Genomic DNA, 14479 nt, shown 5'->3' with positions numbered 1-14479 from the left:
ACGATGAGCAAAACCATTTTGATTACCGGCGCGACAGACGGAATTGGTCTTGAAGCGGCCAAGGCATTGGCGGCCGACGGCCATACGCTGTTGTTGCATGGTCGCAACCTAGAAAAATTGGCGCGCGCGCGGCGTGTGGTGTCCAAAGTCTCAGGCAGTGGTGACATCGCGTGTTTTTGCGCCGACCTATCGGACTTTGACGCGGTTGAACAACTGGCGCGAGACATCACCGACCAGTGCAAGACGCTCGACGTGCTGATCAATAATGCGGGCGTATTCATGACATCGGATGCAATCACCAGCGATAAGCTCGATAGTCGCTTTGTCGTCAATACGCTGTCGCCCTATCTGCTGACCCATCGATTACTCGCGTTGGTGCCAGCCGATGGTCGCATCATCAACTTGTCGTCCGCAGCGCAGGCAACAGTCGATACGAACGCGTTACAAGGAAACGCGCGGTTATCGCACAATGCCGCCTACGCACAAAGCAAGCTCGCCATTACCATGTGGTCAATTCACCTTGCCCGACAACTCGGTAGCGCCGGCCCGAGCGTCATTGCCGTCAATCCGGGTTCGCTTCTTGGTTCTAAAATGGTCCAAGAAGCCTACGGAATGGCTGGGCACGATTTGCAGATCGGTGCGGACATTCTCTATCGCGCTGCCGTTGGCGACGATTTCTCAGGGGCGACCGGCCGATACTTTGATAACGACAGTGGTCGCTTTGCCTCGCCACATGCCGATGCGCTGGACGCACATAAAACCGCGGACGTCATTGGTACGTTAGACGCCCTGTTGGCAACGCTCGGCCATCCGGTCTAGCTCCGACACCGAAACGCCGCCATCCCTCCGCGTGCCGCGCAGCCGTCGCTAAGGTCGTTTGGCGGCGTATTGCCTCTGATAGGCGCGGCACTTGCCCAAAAGGCGGCTGTAGAGCGCCTATTTGGTGAACTAATCGCCACAGGCATATTCGAACCTATACACTGGTGCCGTATTGTTTTGAATGAGTCACTCATGCCACGACCTCCATTTGTCCTCGTGATTACTGTTCTAGCCGCTATGGCCGCGGGCTGCGCGTCGAACAAACGGTCGCCCACGGTAGTACCACCGACTCAAAGCGCCGTCCAACCGGTCGATTTCTCTGGCTCGTGGGAACGAAACTATTCCCGTGGCGGCGACATTCAAGAGAACGTGAGCCGGATGGCACGCAGACTGAGCCGTAATGTCTATCAAGGCTCAACGCCCAATTCACGCCGGGGCTACACGTCTTCCTCCCCTTCCCTCGGCCCCATTATCGCCATGGCCCGATTGGCAGATGCCATCACGCGCACCGACACATTACTCATCGAGCAGGACGAAGTGGGCATCGAGGTTGAGCGAGAAGAGGATTTTGCGCTGACGTGCGAATTCAATAACACGACCGCACAGCAGTTTTACTCGCCACTTGGCCACGAAGTGTGTGGTTGGGACGGCACGCGAATGGTCTTTCATGTGGCGCTACCCGATGGGGTGAGCATCACGCATCGGCTGGTGATGGCACCGAGTGGCAATGAGCTCAACGTCGCGACAACCGTGACGTCCCCCGCCTCCTCGACACCCTACACGCTCAATCGATTCTACACGCGGTTTGAGCCGCTCCCCTCGCCCTACGTGTGTGAGCAAACGCTCAGTCGAAAACGCGTCTGCGAGTTTCGTCCAAGCGACGAGCGTGAGCAGCAGCGCATTGATTCGCCTGACTCAGGCACTCCGTAACCCGTGACGCGCTGTTTCCACATCGTTGCTGGGGCACTCGCGCTTTTACTCGCTGTTGAGGTCCGGTCCGATACGGCGGTGGAACCGAGCGAGCCGCCGCATTTTCAAAATATATCCATTGCGCTATTTGATCCAGGCATCCCGGCCGACCCTTCCACGCATCGACAGTTGGGCGTGTTCCCGGAAGTGCGCAAGATTGAAGCGCAATTCTTACCGTTTGTCTTACGCGAACTCTTAGAGGACAGCGATCAATGGGGCGCTGTACGGGTTGTGCCGGAATTAGCCCCAGGCGATGAGTTGGCGGTGTCGGGTCGTATAATTGCCTCCAACGGCGAGCGCTTGGAAGTAGAGCTCAGCGCCAATGACGCTCTCGGCCGGCAGTGGCTGATCAACCGCTACAGCATGGAATCGGGCACCGGCGACCCCAACAGCATGCTCGAAATCTCGCAGTCATTTAAAAACGTTTTTCGCCAGTTTGCGGATGACTTGCTCGTTGCGCGCCGGCCAAAAACGCCCAGTGAACTTGAGCGCAATCGTGAAGTTGCTTTGCTCCGATACGCATCGGCGCTCGTACCGAGCGTCTATGGCGACTATCTACGCAGGGATGCCGCGGGCACCATCTCGCTCAATCGCCTGCCGGCAGCCAACGATGCCATGCTCGATCGCATTCGTCGGATACGCGCATTCGAGTATCGCTTCATCGATGCGATTGACGAACAGTACGAGGCACTCTATTCGCAGACCGAAAACACGTATAACTTGTGGCTACGCTACCAGGAACGTCTGACGCGATATCGACTTGACGGAGAGCGTAATCGACAAAATCAGCAGCGCTCCGATCGGCCGGGCAGCTATAACGCAATGATGGAACGCTACGAACAATACAAGTGGCTTAAACTCGAAGAACAAAATTTGCGCAAGTGGGCGAGTGGCTTTCGCAACGAAGTTGACCCAACAGTGGTGGAGGTCGAGGGCCGCGTGGTCGAACTCGACGGCTCACTTGCACAACGATACGCGGAGTGGCGGGCGCTCCTGGACGCACTGTTTGAACAGGAAACCGGTCTGCCCTAACGCCATTGGAAGGACGAAACACTCGGCATCGGGTTCAATCGGGGGCAACGGACCACCAGAATCCGGCCCCACCGCGTCTCCCAAGACCGTAGCCCGTCCGCCAAGATAGCGTCTTAGAGCGACCACCGGTTGTGCTTATTCGAGGGTTGTGTAAGCCTCACATTCTGTGACTTCCGACACTCTGTTCGCACTCGCGTTATTTGCTCTGGTGGCGTCTATCACGCCGGGGCCAAATAACCTCATGATGATGGCCTCGGGCGCGAACTTCGGCCTGCGTCGCACGATTCCGCACATGTTAGGTGTGGGGCTGGGTTTTATCTTTATGCTGCTGGTCGTCGGTGCGGGACTTGTCAATCTGTTCGCACGCTACCCACTGAGCTACACGATCATGAAGGTTGTCAGCGCCGCCTATTTGGTCTTTTTAGCTTGGAAAATCGCGACGGCCGCCCCGCTGTCAGAGACCGCCAAAACCGGCTCACCGTTTTCCTTTTTGCAAGCCGCCGCATTTCAGTGGGTTAATCCGAAAGCTTGGGTAATGGCGCTGTCCGCGATCAGCATCTATTCGCCGGATCATCGCATGAGCCAGGTCGTCATCGTCGCGCTGGTCTTTGGTGTAGTGAATGTGCCGTGCGCCACCACGTGGGTAGTTTCCGGTCAACAACTTCGACGATTGCTCACCAACCCATCACGCCTGCGTGGCTTCAATATACTCATGGCAGTGTTGCTGGTAGCCTCTTTGGTTCCGGTACTAATGCCCGACCTGCTGTCTGCCAATGAGTGAGCCGATATGAACCGCCTTACCACCTTTGAATGAGTAAATCGTGCATGTCTAGCGAATCAGTGGACGTGATAATTGTTGGCGCAGGTGTGTCCGGTATCGGCGCGGCGTATTACCTTAAAACGCGTTTGCCGCACTTGCGCTACACCGTCATCGAGGCACGTGACCACATTGGTGGCACCTGGGATTTGTTTCGCTACCCCGGTATTCGATCCGATTCGGACATGTATACGTTCGGTTTCAAGTTCAAGCCCTGGGTCTACGAACAAGCCATTTCGCCCGGAGAGCAAATCCGAGCGTATCTCAACGACGCGGCTGACGAACACGACATTCGTCCGCATATTCAGTTTGCTACGCGTGTCACAGCCGCCTCTTGGCGCAGCGATGTCGCGCGCTGGTCCGTGACCGCGGAGAGCGCCGATCTGGGGGTTCGCTCCATCGAGTGTCGGTTCTTCTTTTTCTGCGGCGGGTATTACCGATACGCGCAAGGCCATCAACCGGCCATCGATGGCTTGTCGGACTTTGGTGGAAAGATCATTCACCCTCAGCACTGGCCGACGGACTATGATTACGCCGATCAGCGCGTAGTGGTAGTGGGCAGTGGCGCCACGGCCGTCACGCTGGTGCCCGCCTTAGCTGAAAAAGCAGCGCACGTTACCATGCTGCAGCGGTCTCCGACGTATATTGTCGCCAAACCCAGCGTCGACCCAATCGCCCGTTTTTTCCAGCGCTGGCTGCCGACGTCGTTGGCCTATGGTCTTACGCGCTGGAAGAACGTCTTGGCGAGCCAATTCTTGTTTTGGTTTGCGCGGCGTTTCCCCGACCTTACGCGCCGTTCGATCAAAGACAAAGCCCGCGCACTATTGCCCAAAGACTACGATCTTGATCGCCATCTCAACCCAGACTACGCACCTTGGGACCAACGCATTTGCCTAGCACCCGACGGCGACCTGTTTCGCACAATTGCCGACCAAAAGGCGACGATTGTGACCGACCAAATCCGCACATTCACGAAGACCGGCATCGAGTTGGTGTCAGGGGGTACGTTGGCCGCGGATTTAGTCGTGATGGCCACTGGCCTGCAAATCGAAATTTTTGGCGATATTCCCGTCCATGTCGACGGCACGATGATCAACCCCAGTGAGCGCTATTGTTACAAGGGCATGATGATCAATGGCGTGCCAAATATGGCTTTTTCGATCGGTTACTCCAATGCATCTTGGACGCTCAAGTCGGATCTGGTGGGCGAATACGTCTGTCGTCTATTGCGCCATTTGGAACGATCCGGCTATGACTACTGTGTACCCGAACTTCCAGACGAACCTATTGGCGACGAACCGCTCATGGCGTTCACCTCCGGCTACATCGAGCGTGCTCGGGCCAACATGCCCAAGCAAGGCGATCGAAAACCCTGGAAGCTCTACCAAAACTACTTTCTTGACCGGCTGACCCTCGGCTGGGGTCGCGTCACCGATCGAGCGATGCGGTTCTGCCATAAGTCTGAACCCTCTTCATAGGCGCCTTCAGCCGACGAATCACTCGGCACTTGTCGATCGGACGTGGACCTCACCGTATCGTTAGACGTCGCGCACTATGCGAAACAGCTGAGGAGCGGTCGACGGAGCATGTTGCGACTGATAGTGATCAACCGTGTAGCGCGGCGACAGTTGGTCACAGAGCGCAAGCACCGTGCCCAACTCCTCCGCCCCGCCATCATGACCCACATACACCAACACGCTGACAAGGCCACCCGGGCGCAACCATCGACAGGCGGCGGCGATCGCGCTTCGCGTGCTGACTGGAGTAGTCACCACACGGTGATCGGCGCCCGGCAGGTAGCCAAGATTAAACATCACGGCGCCCACGTCGCCTTCGCGCGTTTCGCAGTGCGTGACCAACGTGCTGTGACACGACATGATCAGCTGTACATTATCCGTTGCTCGACCGAAAACCGCTCGCAAACGCTGTTCAGTATTCGCGAGCGCGAGCGCTTGGACGTCAAACGCGACGACCTGCCCTGTTTCGCCAACGCAGCGCCTCAAAAAGACGGTGTCATGACCGTTTCCTGCGGTGGCGTCGATGGCCACATCGCCCTCTATGAGCACGCTCGCCACCTGCTCGTGAGCAAGCGTCGTCAGTCGTTTGGATGTGCGTTCAGGCATTGTGGGTACCCGTCAGTGGCGCTTGAAAGGCACGATCCGTCAGCAGACTATCCACCAACCTGTCGGCCAGATAGGGCGCGAGCAACACGCCTTTTGATCCCAATCCGTTAAGCCAAGCAACAGAGGGTTGATCGCGATGGCGTCCAACAATGGCCTTACGCTGCACGGCGATGGGACGAACGCCCCAGAGTTGATTGACGACTGAGAAGGGTCGATTCACGAGTTGCGAAAGTCGATCCGACAAGTGAGCGCGCGCAGCGCGACTGTTGCCCGGTTGGTAGGGCGCGTGCTGATAGGTCGCACCAAACAAATAGCGGCCGGCTTCATTCGACGGACATAACCAACTTTTATGGGCGTGGACCGTTTGCTCAATCGACGGACAATCAATGTCGACCGAGAGAATCTCACCTTTGGCACAGTTGAATTTGGCGCTCGGTAACCACTGATTCGCCTCGTCAGAGTGGCCGCGGCAGAACACGACTCGCCGCGCACGCAGTGGCAACAACGGCGCTCCCCAACGCCCATCGGATCGATCATATCTCAGTGTTGACACGTCGAGCCGATGTTCGACCAGCCTGTCTCGGGCATGAAACCACTGACGGCTGGACCGCAGGTAGGCAGCGGTATTCAATCGCGCGGCGTGGGGCATTGAGAACGCGAGTCGCGGCACACGAAACGGACTGCTTGCGTGACGAAATCGGTCGTGCGACTCCCGCACCACGACCCCTCTTTTTACCAAGTCGGGAGCGCGTTTCTCAAAGCGGTCGACCTCATCGGGCGTGTAGCAAAACCGCCATGCGCTACGCTGACTTAGGAATGTGTGTTCCAAACGCTGTTCGATTGATTGGTAAAAGTCCACGGCTATGTCATGCAAGGACTCAAAGTCTGCAGCCACCGTATAACGCGTGCCCGTGACCGGCGTGATCAGTCCAGCCGCCACGGCTGACGCGGTGTGCTTCTCCCCCGGGTCGACAATGGCAAACGACGTGTTTCGCTGTTGGAGCGCCCAGGCCACCGCGGTTCCAGCGATTCCTTGTCCAATGACGAGTGTGTCAACAAGCGTAGTGCGCATGGCGGTGGCAGGCCCCTCAAAAACAGGTGCTCATGATACTATCAACCCCACCATCGCGGCGGCCAAAAGCAGTCCGTCAATGCGTTCTGAGCGTCTACAGGATCCACGTTATGACTCCCGATACCGTACTGAATTTTTGGTTTGACGAGCTCACGCCGCGAGATTGGTACCGAAAATCCGACGAACTCGATTCCACCATTCGCCAACGCTTTGCTGGGTTACACGCTCAAGTTGCCGCCGGTGAAACCTGGCTGTGGCGCCAACAACCGAGTGGGCGACTGGCCGAAGTCATCGTGCTGGATCAATTTTCGCGCAACATGTTCCGCAATACGCCGGCCGCGTTCGCCTATGACAATATGGCGCTCGCGCTCGCGCAAGAGGCCGTGGCAGGCGGCGCGGACTCGGCACTTGAAACCCCACAGCGCGCCTTCTTGTACTTGCCGTATATGCACAGTGAATCCGCCGTCGTACATGAGCAGGCCATGTCGCTGTTCGCCACACTCGACAGCGGCAACAACCTTGAGTACGAAATCCGACACAAAGCGATCATCGATCAATTCGGTCGGTACCCCTATCGAAACGCGATACTCGGTCGCGACTCGACAGCCGCAGAACGAAAATGGATGGAAACCAACAGCGGGTTTTGAGCATCCTCTTCCACCCGCGTAACGTCGACAACCGTTTCAGCATAAAAAAAGGGACGAGCAACGCTCGTCCCTTCTCTCCTGCAGGGATACGACTCCCAATGTAGCGCGGTACTAGCGTGTTGCGCGTCGACGCATAAAGCCGAGCATACCCAGCGCGCCAGCAAACAACGGCAGCGCAGCCGGAACCGGTACAGCGGTTACGGTGATGGTCGCGATGCCCGAACTCCAGAAGTCGTCGTTGAAGTTGAACAGTGACGCGTCAAAACCCGGTGGCAGGTTGAGGAAGTTACCAAAGGGATCCTGACCGAGCACGTTAGTGATGACGCCGTTCTCATCGGCGCCTTGGTTCGGCCCGGATTGACCACCCGGAAATCCAAACAGGCCGTTTCCGGCTGACGTCAGGAAATCGTTAATCTCCGTGCCGGCGTCATTCACCGTACCGGGCATGCCGATATTAAATGACAACTCGGTGGCGCTGCCATTGAGCACGCTTTCGATGCTGTGCGCGAGCGGATTGCCGTTGGCAACAAAGTAGTCGTTGCTTGGGAGCACCATTGAGGCGTATGACAGGTAGTTGTTAGACCCATCTGAGGCAACATCCAGCGTGAGTGTCACCGTTTGACCTGGTGCGATGGGTGCGCCACCCACTACGCCCTGAACGCCACCCGGCGCGTTAAACTCGTTGGACAACGGAACTGTATTGCCATCTTCTGCAATCGCTTCGATACCCGCGGAGGCCGGTGCACCATTGTCATAACTATCGAAACTGCCGTCGTGCAAACCGACCCAAACCGGCGTCAAGAACACGGCACCAGCAGGCGCGTTATTAGTAATGGTAATTTGAATGGTCGTGGCGCTTGCAATCGGCGCCATCACCATTAGAGCGGCCAATGCGACCGCGGACTTAGTTAAAATTCTCATGCGTCCCTCCAGACTCTTTTATTCAATTGTTCCCCACTGACGGACAGCACACGGCCGCCGCAGCGAGAACGAGTATCCGATCTGGTCAGGTAACAAGTGTCACGCATTCTTAACAATTACTTAACGTTTGTTCCGCTGTGAGGTGAATTGGGCGAAACCGATGAAAATCAGCCACTTCGAACGTCCGAGTCTAAGAAAAAGACTGACTGCAATCGTCACACAAGTTAGCACTCGTCGTCACGACTTGCCGAGCATTGGCCATCAGAGCGCACAAATTCGATCCGAATAACGACCCCCAAGAAACAGCGCACGCACGAATCGGGCGTGTCGCCCACTGCGCGCTTGGTACGACACTGCGCGCACCCACGCGGCTGTTCCAGTATCAAGACACCGTCTTCCGAGCGTTCACGCGGTTAACGCATGTCTTGGTTCTTCTGTTAGTCGGCGACTCAAGGGACCTGGCGAAGACGCATTGAGCGCCTAGCGTCCAGGTCCGGGCTCAGAGCACCGATCGACATTAAACAACTCAGGGCTTGCGAAACAACAGCGTGAATCGATCCGTATTACCGGTGACTGATTTTCGGCCCACTTCATAGCGTAGTTCGTCGTCGGGTTTGTAGTGGACGTCTGAAAAATCCACCAACTCAAAGCCCGCCGCAAGCACTTCCTTGGTCACGATCATCGGATCAATGCGACGGCGGCTTTCAGCCGTCATTGGCTCCATGTGACGCTGTGTGTGATCGACGATGCCGTACAGTCCACCGCGCTTGAGCGACTTGAACACCGCCTCGTTAATAATTCGGCGTGCTTCGGGTGTGAAGTTGTGCATGTTGCGAAAGGTCAGCGCAAGATCCAGGCGCTTCACGGGAATCGTGAACGGTGAGACGTTATTGGTGTTAAACGGACCATCGCGGTTAAAGTCAATGTCGATTTCCACCACATTGATGTGGTCAAAGCCTTCCTGAGCCACCAGATTTTCCGCTACACGTCGCGTGCCGATCGCCACATGCAGTTCGCCCTGGTCGCGCAGTACCGGAGCCAGCAAGCGCGTGTACCATCCGCCGCCAGGCACGAGCTCCAGTACCTTCATGTCGTCCTTGAGGCGGAAAAACTCGAGCGTTTGAACGGGTCGGCGATTCGCATCGCGTTCTTTATCCCGTGCGGGTCGATTGTCGGCCTCCATCGCCGCTTGAAGTTTTTGCTCAAGCGTTTGCTGTGCGTGCACCGGTATATCGACCGCCAAAACGGCTAACGCTGTGAGTATTGCTAAGAGTCGAATCATTGTGGAATCCTTTGTCCGTTATCAAGAAGATAGATAGAGAGTGTTACGGCTTCTCGGCTTCTTTGGGCAGCGAGAAGTGCAAAAACAGCACGGCGAATACGGCGGCCAGTAGCGAGCCCACCAAAATACCGAGGCGATCACCCGCAAAGTAGTCACCGCTCCCGTGTTCAAACGCCAAACCGGCGATAAACAAACTCATGGTAAAGCCGATACCGCAGGCAAATGAGACGCCGATCAACCGAGCCCAGGTAATGCCAGCTGGAAATCGCGCCAGTCCAAGTGCTATCGCCGGACCAACAAACAGCAAAATACCCAACGGCTTGCCGACCACTAGCCCCAGAATGACACCCAGTGTCACTGGGTGCGCCAAATCGGAAAGCGCCATCGCGCCGAGCGCAATACCCGCATTCGCAAAGGCGAATATGGGCAGAATCACGTAGGCCACCGGACCATGCAGGTCGTGTTCAAGGTTACGCAATGGTGACTTTCCTTGATCATCGCGCATTGGAATACACAGCGCGATCAGCACTCCGGCAAGCGTCGCGTGAACGCCGGATTTCAACACCGCCACCCACAACGCTATACCGATCAGTACATACGCACTAATGCGGTAAACGTTGAGTCGATTCATCAAGACCGCAATAAACAGCGCAATACCGCCGGCAATCAGCGCCCCGATTGACAGATCGCCTGAATAAAAAATCGCGATAATGACAATGGCCGCCAGGTCATCAAAAATCGCCAGCGTGAGCAGAAAAACCTTGAGCGAAATCGGCACGCGCTGACCGAACGCACTCAATAGTGCAAGCGCAAACGCGATGTCGGTCGCAACTGGAATCGCCCAACCGTCGATTGCAATCGCATCGCCCCAATTGAGCCACGCATAGATGGCGGCCGGCACCGCCATACCGCCTATCGCGCCGAGCCCCGGCAGTACGACTTGGGACATCGAAGACAACTCGCCCTCGAGCACTTCCCGCTTAATCTCTAGGCCAACCAGAAAAAAGAAGATCGCCATAAGCCCGTCGTTGATCCACAAAAACAGGGGTTTGGCAATCTCGAGCGCCCCCACCTGCACAGCAACCGGCATGTTCAGCAAGCGCTCATAGGCCCCGGCAAATGGACTATTGGCGAGAAGCATCGCCAAGGCGGCAGCCATCAACAGCAGCAGCCCACCTGCGGACTCCAGACGCATAAATTCTCGTACGGCGCGTAAGAGCGGTGGATTCGGTGTCGAAGTGGAGGAAGAATTGGGATCGGTCATCGCGCGCTTCGTGCCTCGTTTTGTCACAGTTCCGTTGTCGGGGGCCGTCGAGCGATACGGTAAGCACATCGGCTAACCGGTCATCTCACCGCTGTGCGCTATGGTAACACCGTTAGGGGTAAAGACGGTGTCAACACCCTCTATTCGAGCGCTGACAATCGCTCGTCCGCACGTTGACGGAACCCTGTTGCAACCCGCCCGACTCGCTTGTCACTCTGGACTAATCGGCACACACCACCGTCAATGACGGACCGGCGATGGCTCCGATTGTCGCACCGAGGCGACGGTTGGCCGCACTGCCCGGGGCGAGCCGGATGGTCGCTGGTACCATCTTGCTGATGCGTGCTAACCAAATTCTGTCCCATTGCGCGTCGCCGATGCGCCCATCGTCACTACTTCGCCGACGCAGTGAGATGCTGGGCGGGTGCATCGCGTACGCATGTGTCCTCGCGATTCAATCCCGACCAGTCGGCCCCGTCGGAACGAGGGCAGATTCCCGTCGCAAGGGCTTCGTGCACCGTCGACTCCCGCTACCGACACCCGGTGCCGACAACCTGAGCGTTGGCCACACGGTTACTGACTGGGTTGAACCGAGCCGCCGTTGGCCAACTCCGCGTACCGACTGTGATGTAATATTCTCTGCCAATCGGTCGCATCGCGTACCGTCCGTTCAAGCGCATCACGACCATCGCCAACGGGGCACGTTATGAAGGTAGAACAGATCGTCTCCAGTCGCGGTCGATTATTCTGGCTGTTGAATATCGCCGGCTGGATTGGCTACGTTGCGACCTCGTACATCGGCGCGCTGTTCTATGAAAAACCCCAGACCTACTTTGTGCTGATTAGCGCGGTGGCCATCATGGGGTTTCTAATGAGCTTATTGTTGCGACTTACCTGCCGCTCTTTATGGCAGCGCAGTCCCGCCACGATGGCCTTTGGCACACTCTTTGTCTGTTACGCGCTCGCACTCATCTGGCGACTGTATAGCAACTTTTTATACATTCAACTCATCGAAACCAATTGGCGCCCGCAAACGATGATGGATTACTTCAGTGGCGTCATGAGCTCATTCTACGTTTTACTGTGCTGGTCCGGTTTGTATTTTGGCATTCGCTATTATCAACAGCTTCAAATGCAAACCGAGCAAACCCTTCGCGCAAATTCGGCGGCACATGAAGCGCAATTGAAGATGTTGCGCTACCAGCTCAATCCTCATTTTCTGTTTAATACGCTCAACGCGATCTCCACGCTGATCCTCGATCGTGCCAATGAAACCGCCAACTTAACAGTATCTAAGCTCAGCGACTTTTTACGCTATACATTGGACAATGACCCGAAAAACCAGGTGACCTTGCGTAAGGAGCTAGAGGCGATCGATCTGTATCTGGAAATCGAGAAGGTCCGATTTGGCGAGCGTCTTACTATTAAACGCGAAATTGAAACCGCCGCGCTTGATGCGCTCGTACCCAGTTTGATTTTGCAGCCTCTCATTGAAAACGCCATCAAATACGCCGTGACCCCAAGCGAGGAAGGCGGCAGCGTGCGGCTCAGTGCTAAAATCAGAGGGCCGTCGCTTATTTTGGTTCTGGCCGACGATGGGCCCGGCCTGTCGGACAAATCGCCCAACTCATCGTCCACCGGAGTCGGTTTGATCAACACACGTGAACGGTTACGAGAACTCTACGGCTCAGCGCAATCTCTGACGCTGAGTGCAAACGATCCACATGGTCTAGTGGTGACCATTTATCTCCCTCATCAAACGGTGACCTCATGATTCAGGCGTTATTGGTTGACGACGAAGAGCTGGCTCGTCGCGGTCTCGCGCTCAGACTGGACGATTACGACGACATTGAGATATGCGGCGAATGTCGAAATGGTCGCGAAGCACTGGACGCGGTGAACGCGTCTCGCCCGGACGTGATTTTTCTTGATATTCAAATGCCCGGCATGGACGGCTTCGATGTCGCCCGCCAACTCGCGTCAAGTACGATGCCCGCAATAATATTTGTCACAGCCTACGATCAGTTCGCGCTCAAAGCGTTCGATGCACACGCGCTCGACTATCTTCTCAAGCCAATAAATGCCAATCGCTTGCAAGAGGCCATTGAGCGATTGCGCTTGACGCTGCAAAAAGACCGCGCGCCTGAAGAGCGTCAGAAACTGCTCGATTTGGTGTGCCGACTGTCTGGAAAGGAACTCAGTTTGGATGAAGCGCTAGCCCATGCACCGGATCAATACCCGCCCCGTCTAGAGCTGCGCGAAGGCTCCGGTGTGTTGTTTGTCGAAGTCAGCGACGTGGATTGGATCGACGCGGCCGGCGACTACATGTGTCTGCATGCCGCCGGCGAAACGCATGTGATTCGAACGACCATGAAACGCTTCGAAGAACAGCTTAACCCGGACCAGTTCGTACGCATTCATCGCTCGACGCTCGTTAACTGGAATCGCGTGGTCAAAGTTCAGCCACATAAAAACGGGGACTACAACGTCAGCCTCAAAACCGGTGGCGTGCTAAGGATGAGTCGCACCTACGCTCAAAAACTGAAGTCTCGTTACGCGGCCTCCTCCTAAGCCCGCTACGGGTTGAGTCGACGGTAAATGACATACGAGTAGATCACCGGCGCCAGGACCGCAATCCCGACACCGGCCAATATGACCTCTATCCGGGCGTACACGAGCGACACAAGGCACACAAACACGCCACCCACAAAAAACGTGCGTCCGGCAAAACGATGTGTTTGGGCCCAGACCTCGTCATCCGCGAGTGTCCAGGGCGTGCGGATGCCCACAAAAAAATTCTTTCGAACTTTGCTCATGATATTGCCAGTCGCAGCCAACATTAGACCCGTGCCGATGAGCACCACTTTAGCCATATCAAATTGGAATCCCAGTGCCGCGAGCAGCGTGGCCACACCAATCGCACAAAACAGTGCTACCAGAATAAGCTGAATCAAATCGACAATTCGTCGTGAGTCGTCGAGACGGAATCCTTTTGGCGATATCACCATTACAATTTTCATTACCAGTATGGTCATCAACCCGATGAATGGCATCATGAATGTGCCGACCGGTTTACTACTGTATCCATCGGCCACGCCCTGACTGTTCCAATGGGTCGGTATGGTTTCGGGCAGTTGTCCGTAGGTCAGTAACCCCAACAACACCGTGCCACCGACCAGTCCGAGGCTGAGCCAGTCATATCGACTGAGTGTCCAAGGATTCATTTGGGTTCTCCTTTATCCGTGCCAAACAGTCCAAACATCGCCGTCATCACATCTTCGATGACGGACGTGTTTAGGGAATACACAATCTGTTGCCCGCGGCGCTCCGTGCGAACCAAATCGGCGTTTTTGAGCAGATTAAAGTGGTGTGACAGCGACGCCTTGGAAATCGTGAAATGCCCGGCAATATCACCCGCCGTCAGCGAGCCCCGCTGGAGCAACACAAGAATGTCGCGTCGTGTTGGGTCCGCCAGCGCTTTGAATACAGACTGTGAAGCCATGCACAAAGAATAACCTTTATTTAGATATTTG

General features: G+C 56.0%; 15 protein-coding genes. 8 read left to right on the top strand and 7 right to left on the bottom strand.

From position 1 onward, the window contains the following. Positions 1-3 precede the first annotated feature (3 nt). From AAF465_14850 to AAF465_14830, 5 genes are all read left to right on the top strand, one after another. Complete coding sequence (locus AAF465_14850) at positions 4-819, top strand: SDR family NAD(P)-dependent oxidoreductase (GenBank protein ID MEM7084005.1); 816 nt, start codon at positions 4-6, stop codon at positions 817-819. 192 nt (positions 820-1011) lie between these two features. Further along, a complete protein-coding gene (locus tag AAF465_14845) occupies positions 1012-1749 on the top strand; it encodes a hypothetical protein (GenBank protein MEM7084004.1) in 738 nt (245 codons plus the stop codon). Positions 1750-1752: 3 nt separating this feature from the next. Then, positions 1753-2820 carry a hypothetical protein gene (locus tag AAF465_14840; GenBank protein MEM7084003.1) on the top strand — a complete coding sequence of 356 codons (1068 nt, stop codon included), beginning with the start codon at positions 1753-1755 and terminating at the stop codon, positions 2818-2820. Between the two features lie 166 nt (positions 2821-2986). Next, positions 2987-3601 (top strand): LysE family translocator, encoded by a 615-nt coding sequence (locus AAF465_14835; protein MEM7084002.1) that lies wholly within the window; start codon positions 2987-2989, stop codon positions 3599-3601. A gap of 44 nt (positions 3602-3645) precedes the next feature. After that, positions 3646-5115 (top strand): NAD(P)/FAD-dependent oxidoreductase, encoded by a 1470-nt coding sequence (locus tag AAF465_14830; GenBank protein MEM7084001.1) that lies wholly within the window; start codon positions 3646-3648, stop codon positions 5113-5115. Between the two features lie 60 nt (positions 5116-5175). On the opposite strand, the gene AAF465_14825 is transcribed toward AAF465_14830, so the two are convergent. Beyond that, positions 5176-5760 carry a class I SAM-dependent methyltransferase gene (locus AAF465_14825; GenBank protein ID MEM7084000.1) on the bottom strand — a complete coding sequence of 195 codons (585 nt, stop codon included), beginning with the start codon at positions 5758-5760 and terminating at the stop codon, positions 5176-5178. Then, positions 5753-6832, bottom strand: coding sequence for an FAD-dependent oxidoreductase (locus AAF465_14820; GenBank protein MEM7083999.1), 1080 nt, complete (start codon positions 6830-6832; stop codon positions 5753-5755). Before AAF465_14820 ends, AAF465_14825 begins: the two co-directional genes overlap by 8 nt. 110 nt (positions 6833-6942) lie before the next feature. Between AAF465_14820 and AAF465_14815 the strand changes: the two genes are divergently transcribed. Beyond that, a complete protein-coding gene (locus tag AAF465_14815; protein MEM7083998.1) occupies positions 6943-7479 on the top strand; it encodes a DUF924 family protein in 537 nt (178 codons plus the stop codon). Between the two features lie 111 nt (positions 7480-7590). Here the strand turns inward: AAF465_14815 and AAF465_14810 are convergent, their stop codons facing one another. The 3 genes from AAF465_14810 to nhaA all read right to left on the bottom strand — a co-directional run bounded on the left by AAF465_14810 (position 7591) and on the right by nhaA (position 10946). Next, on the bottom strand, positions 7591-8400 hold the full coding sequence (locus AAF465_14810; GenBank protein MEM7083997.1) for a spondin domain-containing protein: 810 nt from the start codon (positions 8398-8400) through the stop codon (positions 7591-7593). 526 nt (positions 8401-8926) lie between these two features. Further along, the gene (locus tag AAF465_14805; GenBank protein MEM7083996.1) at positions 8927-9682 is read right to left on the bottom strand and encodes a methyltransferase; all 756 of its coding nucleotides are present in this window, start codon (positions 9680-9682) and stop codon (positions 8927-8929) included. Positions 9683-9725: 43 nt separating this feature from the next. After that, the gene (gene nhaA / locus AAF465_14800) at positions 9726-10946 is read right to left on the bottom strand and encodes a Na+/H+ antiporter NhaA (protein MEM7083995.1); all 1221 of its coding nucleotides are present in this window, start codon (positions 10944-10946) and stop codon (positions 9726-9728) included. Between the two features lie 706 nt (positions 10947-11652). On the opposite strand from nhaA, the gene AAF465_14795 reads away from it, so the two are divergent. Beyond that, positions 11653-12720: a histidine kinase gene (locus AAF465_14795; protein ID MEM7083994.1), complete on the top strand. Its 1068-nt coding sequence runs from the start codon at positions 11653-11655 to the stop codon at positions 12718-12720. Then, positions 12717-13517 (top strand): response regulator, encoded by an 801-nt coding sequence (locus AAF465_14790; protein MEM7083993.1) that lies wholly within the window; start codon positions 12717-12719, stop codon positions 13515-13517. The genes AAF465_14795 and AAF465_14790 overlap by 4 nt, the downstream gene beginning before the upstream one ends. 5 nt (positions 13518-13522) lie before the next feature. On the opposite strand, the gene AAF465_14785 is transcribed toward AAF465_14790, so the two are convergent. Then, positions 13523-14170, bottom strand: coding sequence for an SdpI family protein (locus tag AAF465_14785; protein MEM7083992.1), 648 nt, complete (start codon positions 14168-14170; stop codon positions 13523-13525). After that, complete coding sequence (locus AAF465_14780) at positions 14167-14448, bottom strand: autorepressor SdpR family transcription factor (GenBank protein MEM7083991.1); 282 nt, start codon at positions 14446-14448, stop codon at positions 14167-14169. Before AAF465_14780 ends, AAF465_14785 begins: the two co-directional genes overlap by 4 nt. Between the last annotated feature and the right edge of the window lie 31 nt (positions 14449-14479).

This window comes from Pseudomonadota bacterium (assembly GCA_039028935.1).
In the GTDB taxonomy this organism is placed as follows: domain Bacteria; phylum Pseudomonadota; class Gammaproteobacteria; order Steroidobacterales; family SZUA-146; genus SZUA-146.
The sequence above is the reverse complement of the archived record's forward strand: the minus strand, read 5'-3'. Positions and strand labels throughout refer to the sequence as shown.

Bases quoted from the DNA above. Each gene is read 5' to 3' on its own strand.
- AAF465_14795 (MEM7083994.1), top strand. From the start codon at position 11,653: ATGAAGGTAGAACAGATCGTCTCCAGTCGCGGTCGATTATTCTGGCTG.
- AAF465_14830 (MEM7084001.1), top strand. From the start codon at position 3,646: ATGTCTAGCGAATCAGTGGACGTGATAATTGTTGGCGCAGGTGTGTCC.
- AAF465_14805 (MEM7083996.1), bottom strand. From the start codon at position 9,682: ATGATTCGACTCTTAGCAATACTCACAGCGTTAGCCGTTTTGGCGGTC.
- AAF465_14780 (MEM7083991.1), bottom strand. From the start codon at position 14,448: ATGGCTTCACAGTCTGTATTCAAAGCGCTGGCGGACCCAACACGACGC.
- AAF465_14810 (MEM7083997.1), bottom strand. From the start codon at position 8,400: ATGAGAATTTTAACTAAGTCCGCGGTCGCATTGGCCGCTCTAATGGTG.
- AAF465_14785 (MEM7083992.1), bottom strand. From the start codon at position 14,170: ATGAATCCTTGGACACTCAGTCGATATGACTGGCTCAGCCTCGGACTG.
- AAF465_14790 (MEM7083993.1), top strand. From the start codon at position 12,717: ATGATTCAGGCGTTATTGGTTGACGACGAAGAGCTGGCTCGTCGCGGT.
- AAF465_14845 (MEM7084004.1), top strand. From the start codon at position 1,012: ATGCCACGACCTCCATTTGTCCTCGTGATTACTGTTCTAGCCGCTATG.
- AAF465_14825 (MEM7084000.1), bottom strand. From the start codon at position 5,760: ATGCCTGAACGCACATCCAAACGACTGACGACGCTTGCTCACGAGCAG.
- AAF465_14850 (MEM7084005.1), top strand. From the start codon at position 4: ATGAGCAAAACCATTTTGATTACCGGCGCGACAGACGGAATTGGTCTT.
- nhaA (MEM7083995.1), bottom strand. From the start codon at position 10,946: ATGACCGATCCCAATTCTTCCTCCACTTCGACACCGAATCCACCGCTC.
- AAF465_14820 (MEM7083999.1), bottom strand. From the start codon at position 6,832: ATGCGCACTACGCTTGTTGACACACTCGTCATTGGACAAGGAATCGCT.
- AAF465_14815 (MEM7083998.1), top strand. From the start codon at position 6,943: ATGACTCCCGATACCGTACTGAATTTTTGGTTTGACGAGCTCACGCCG.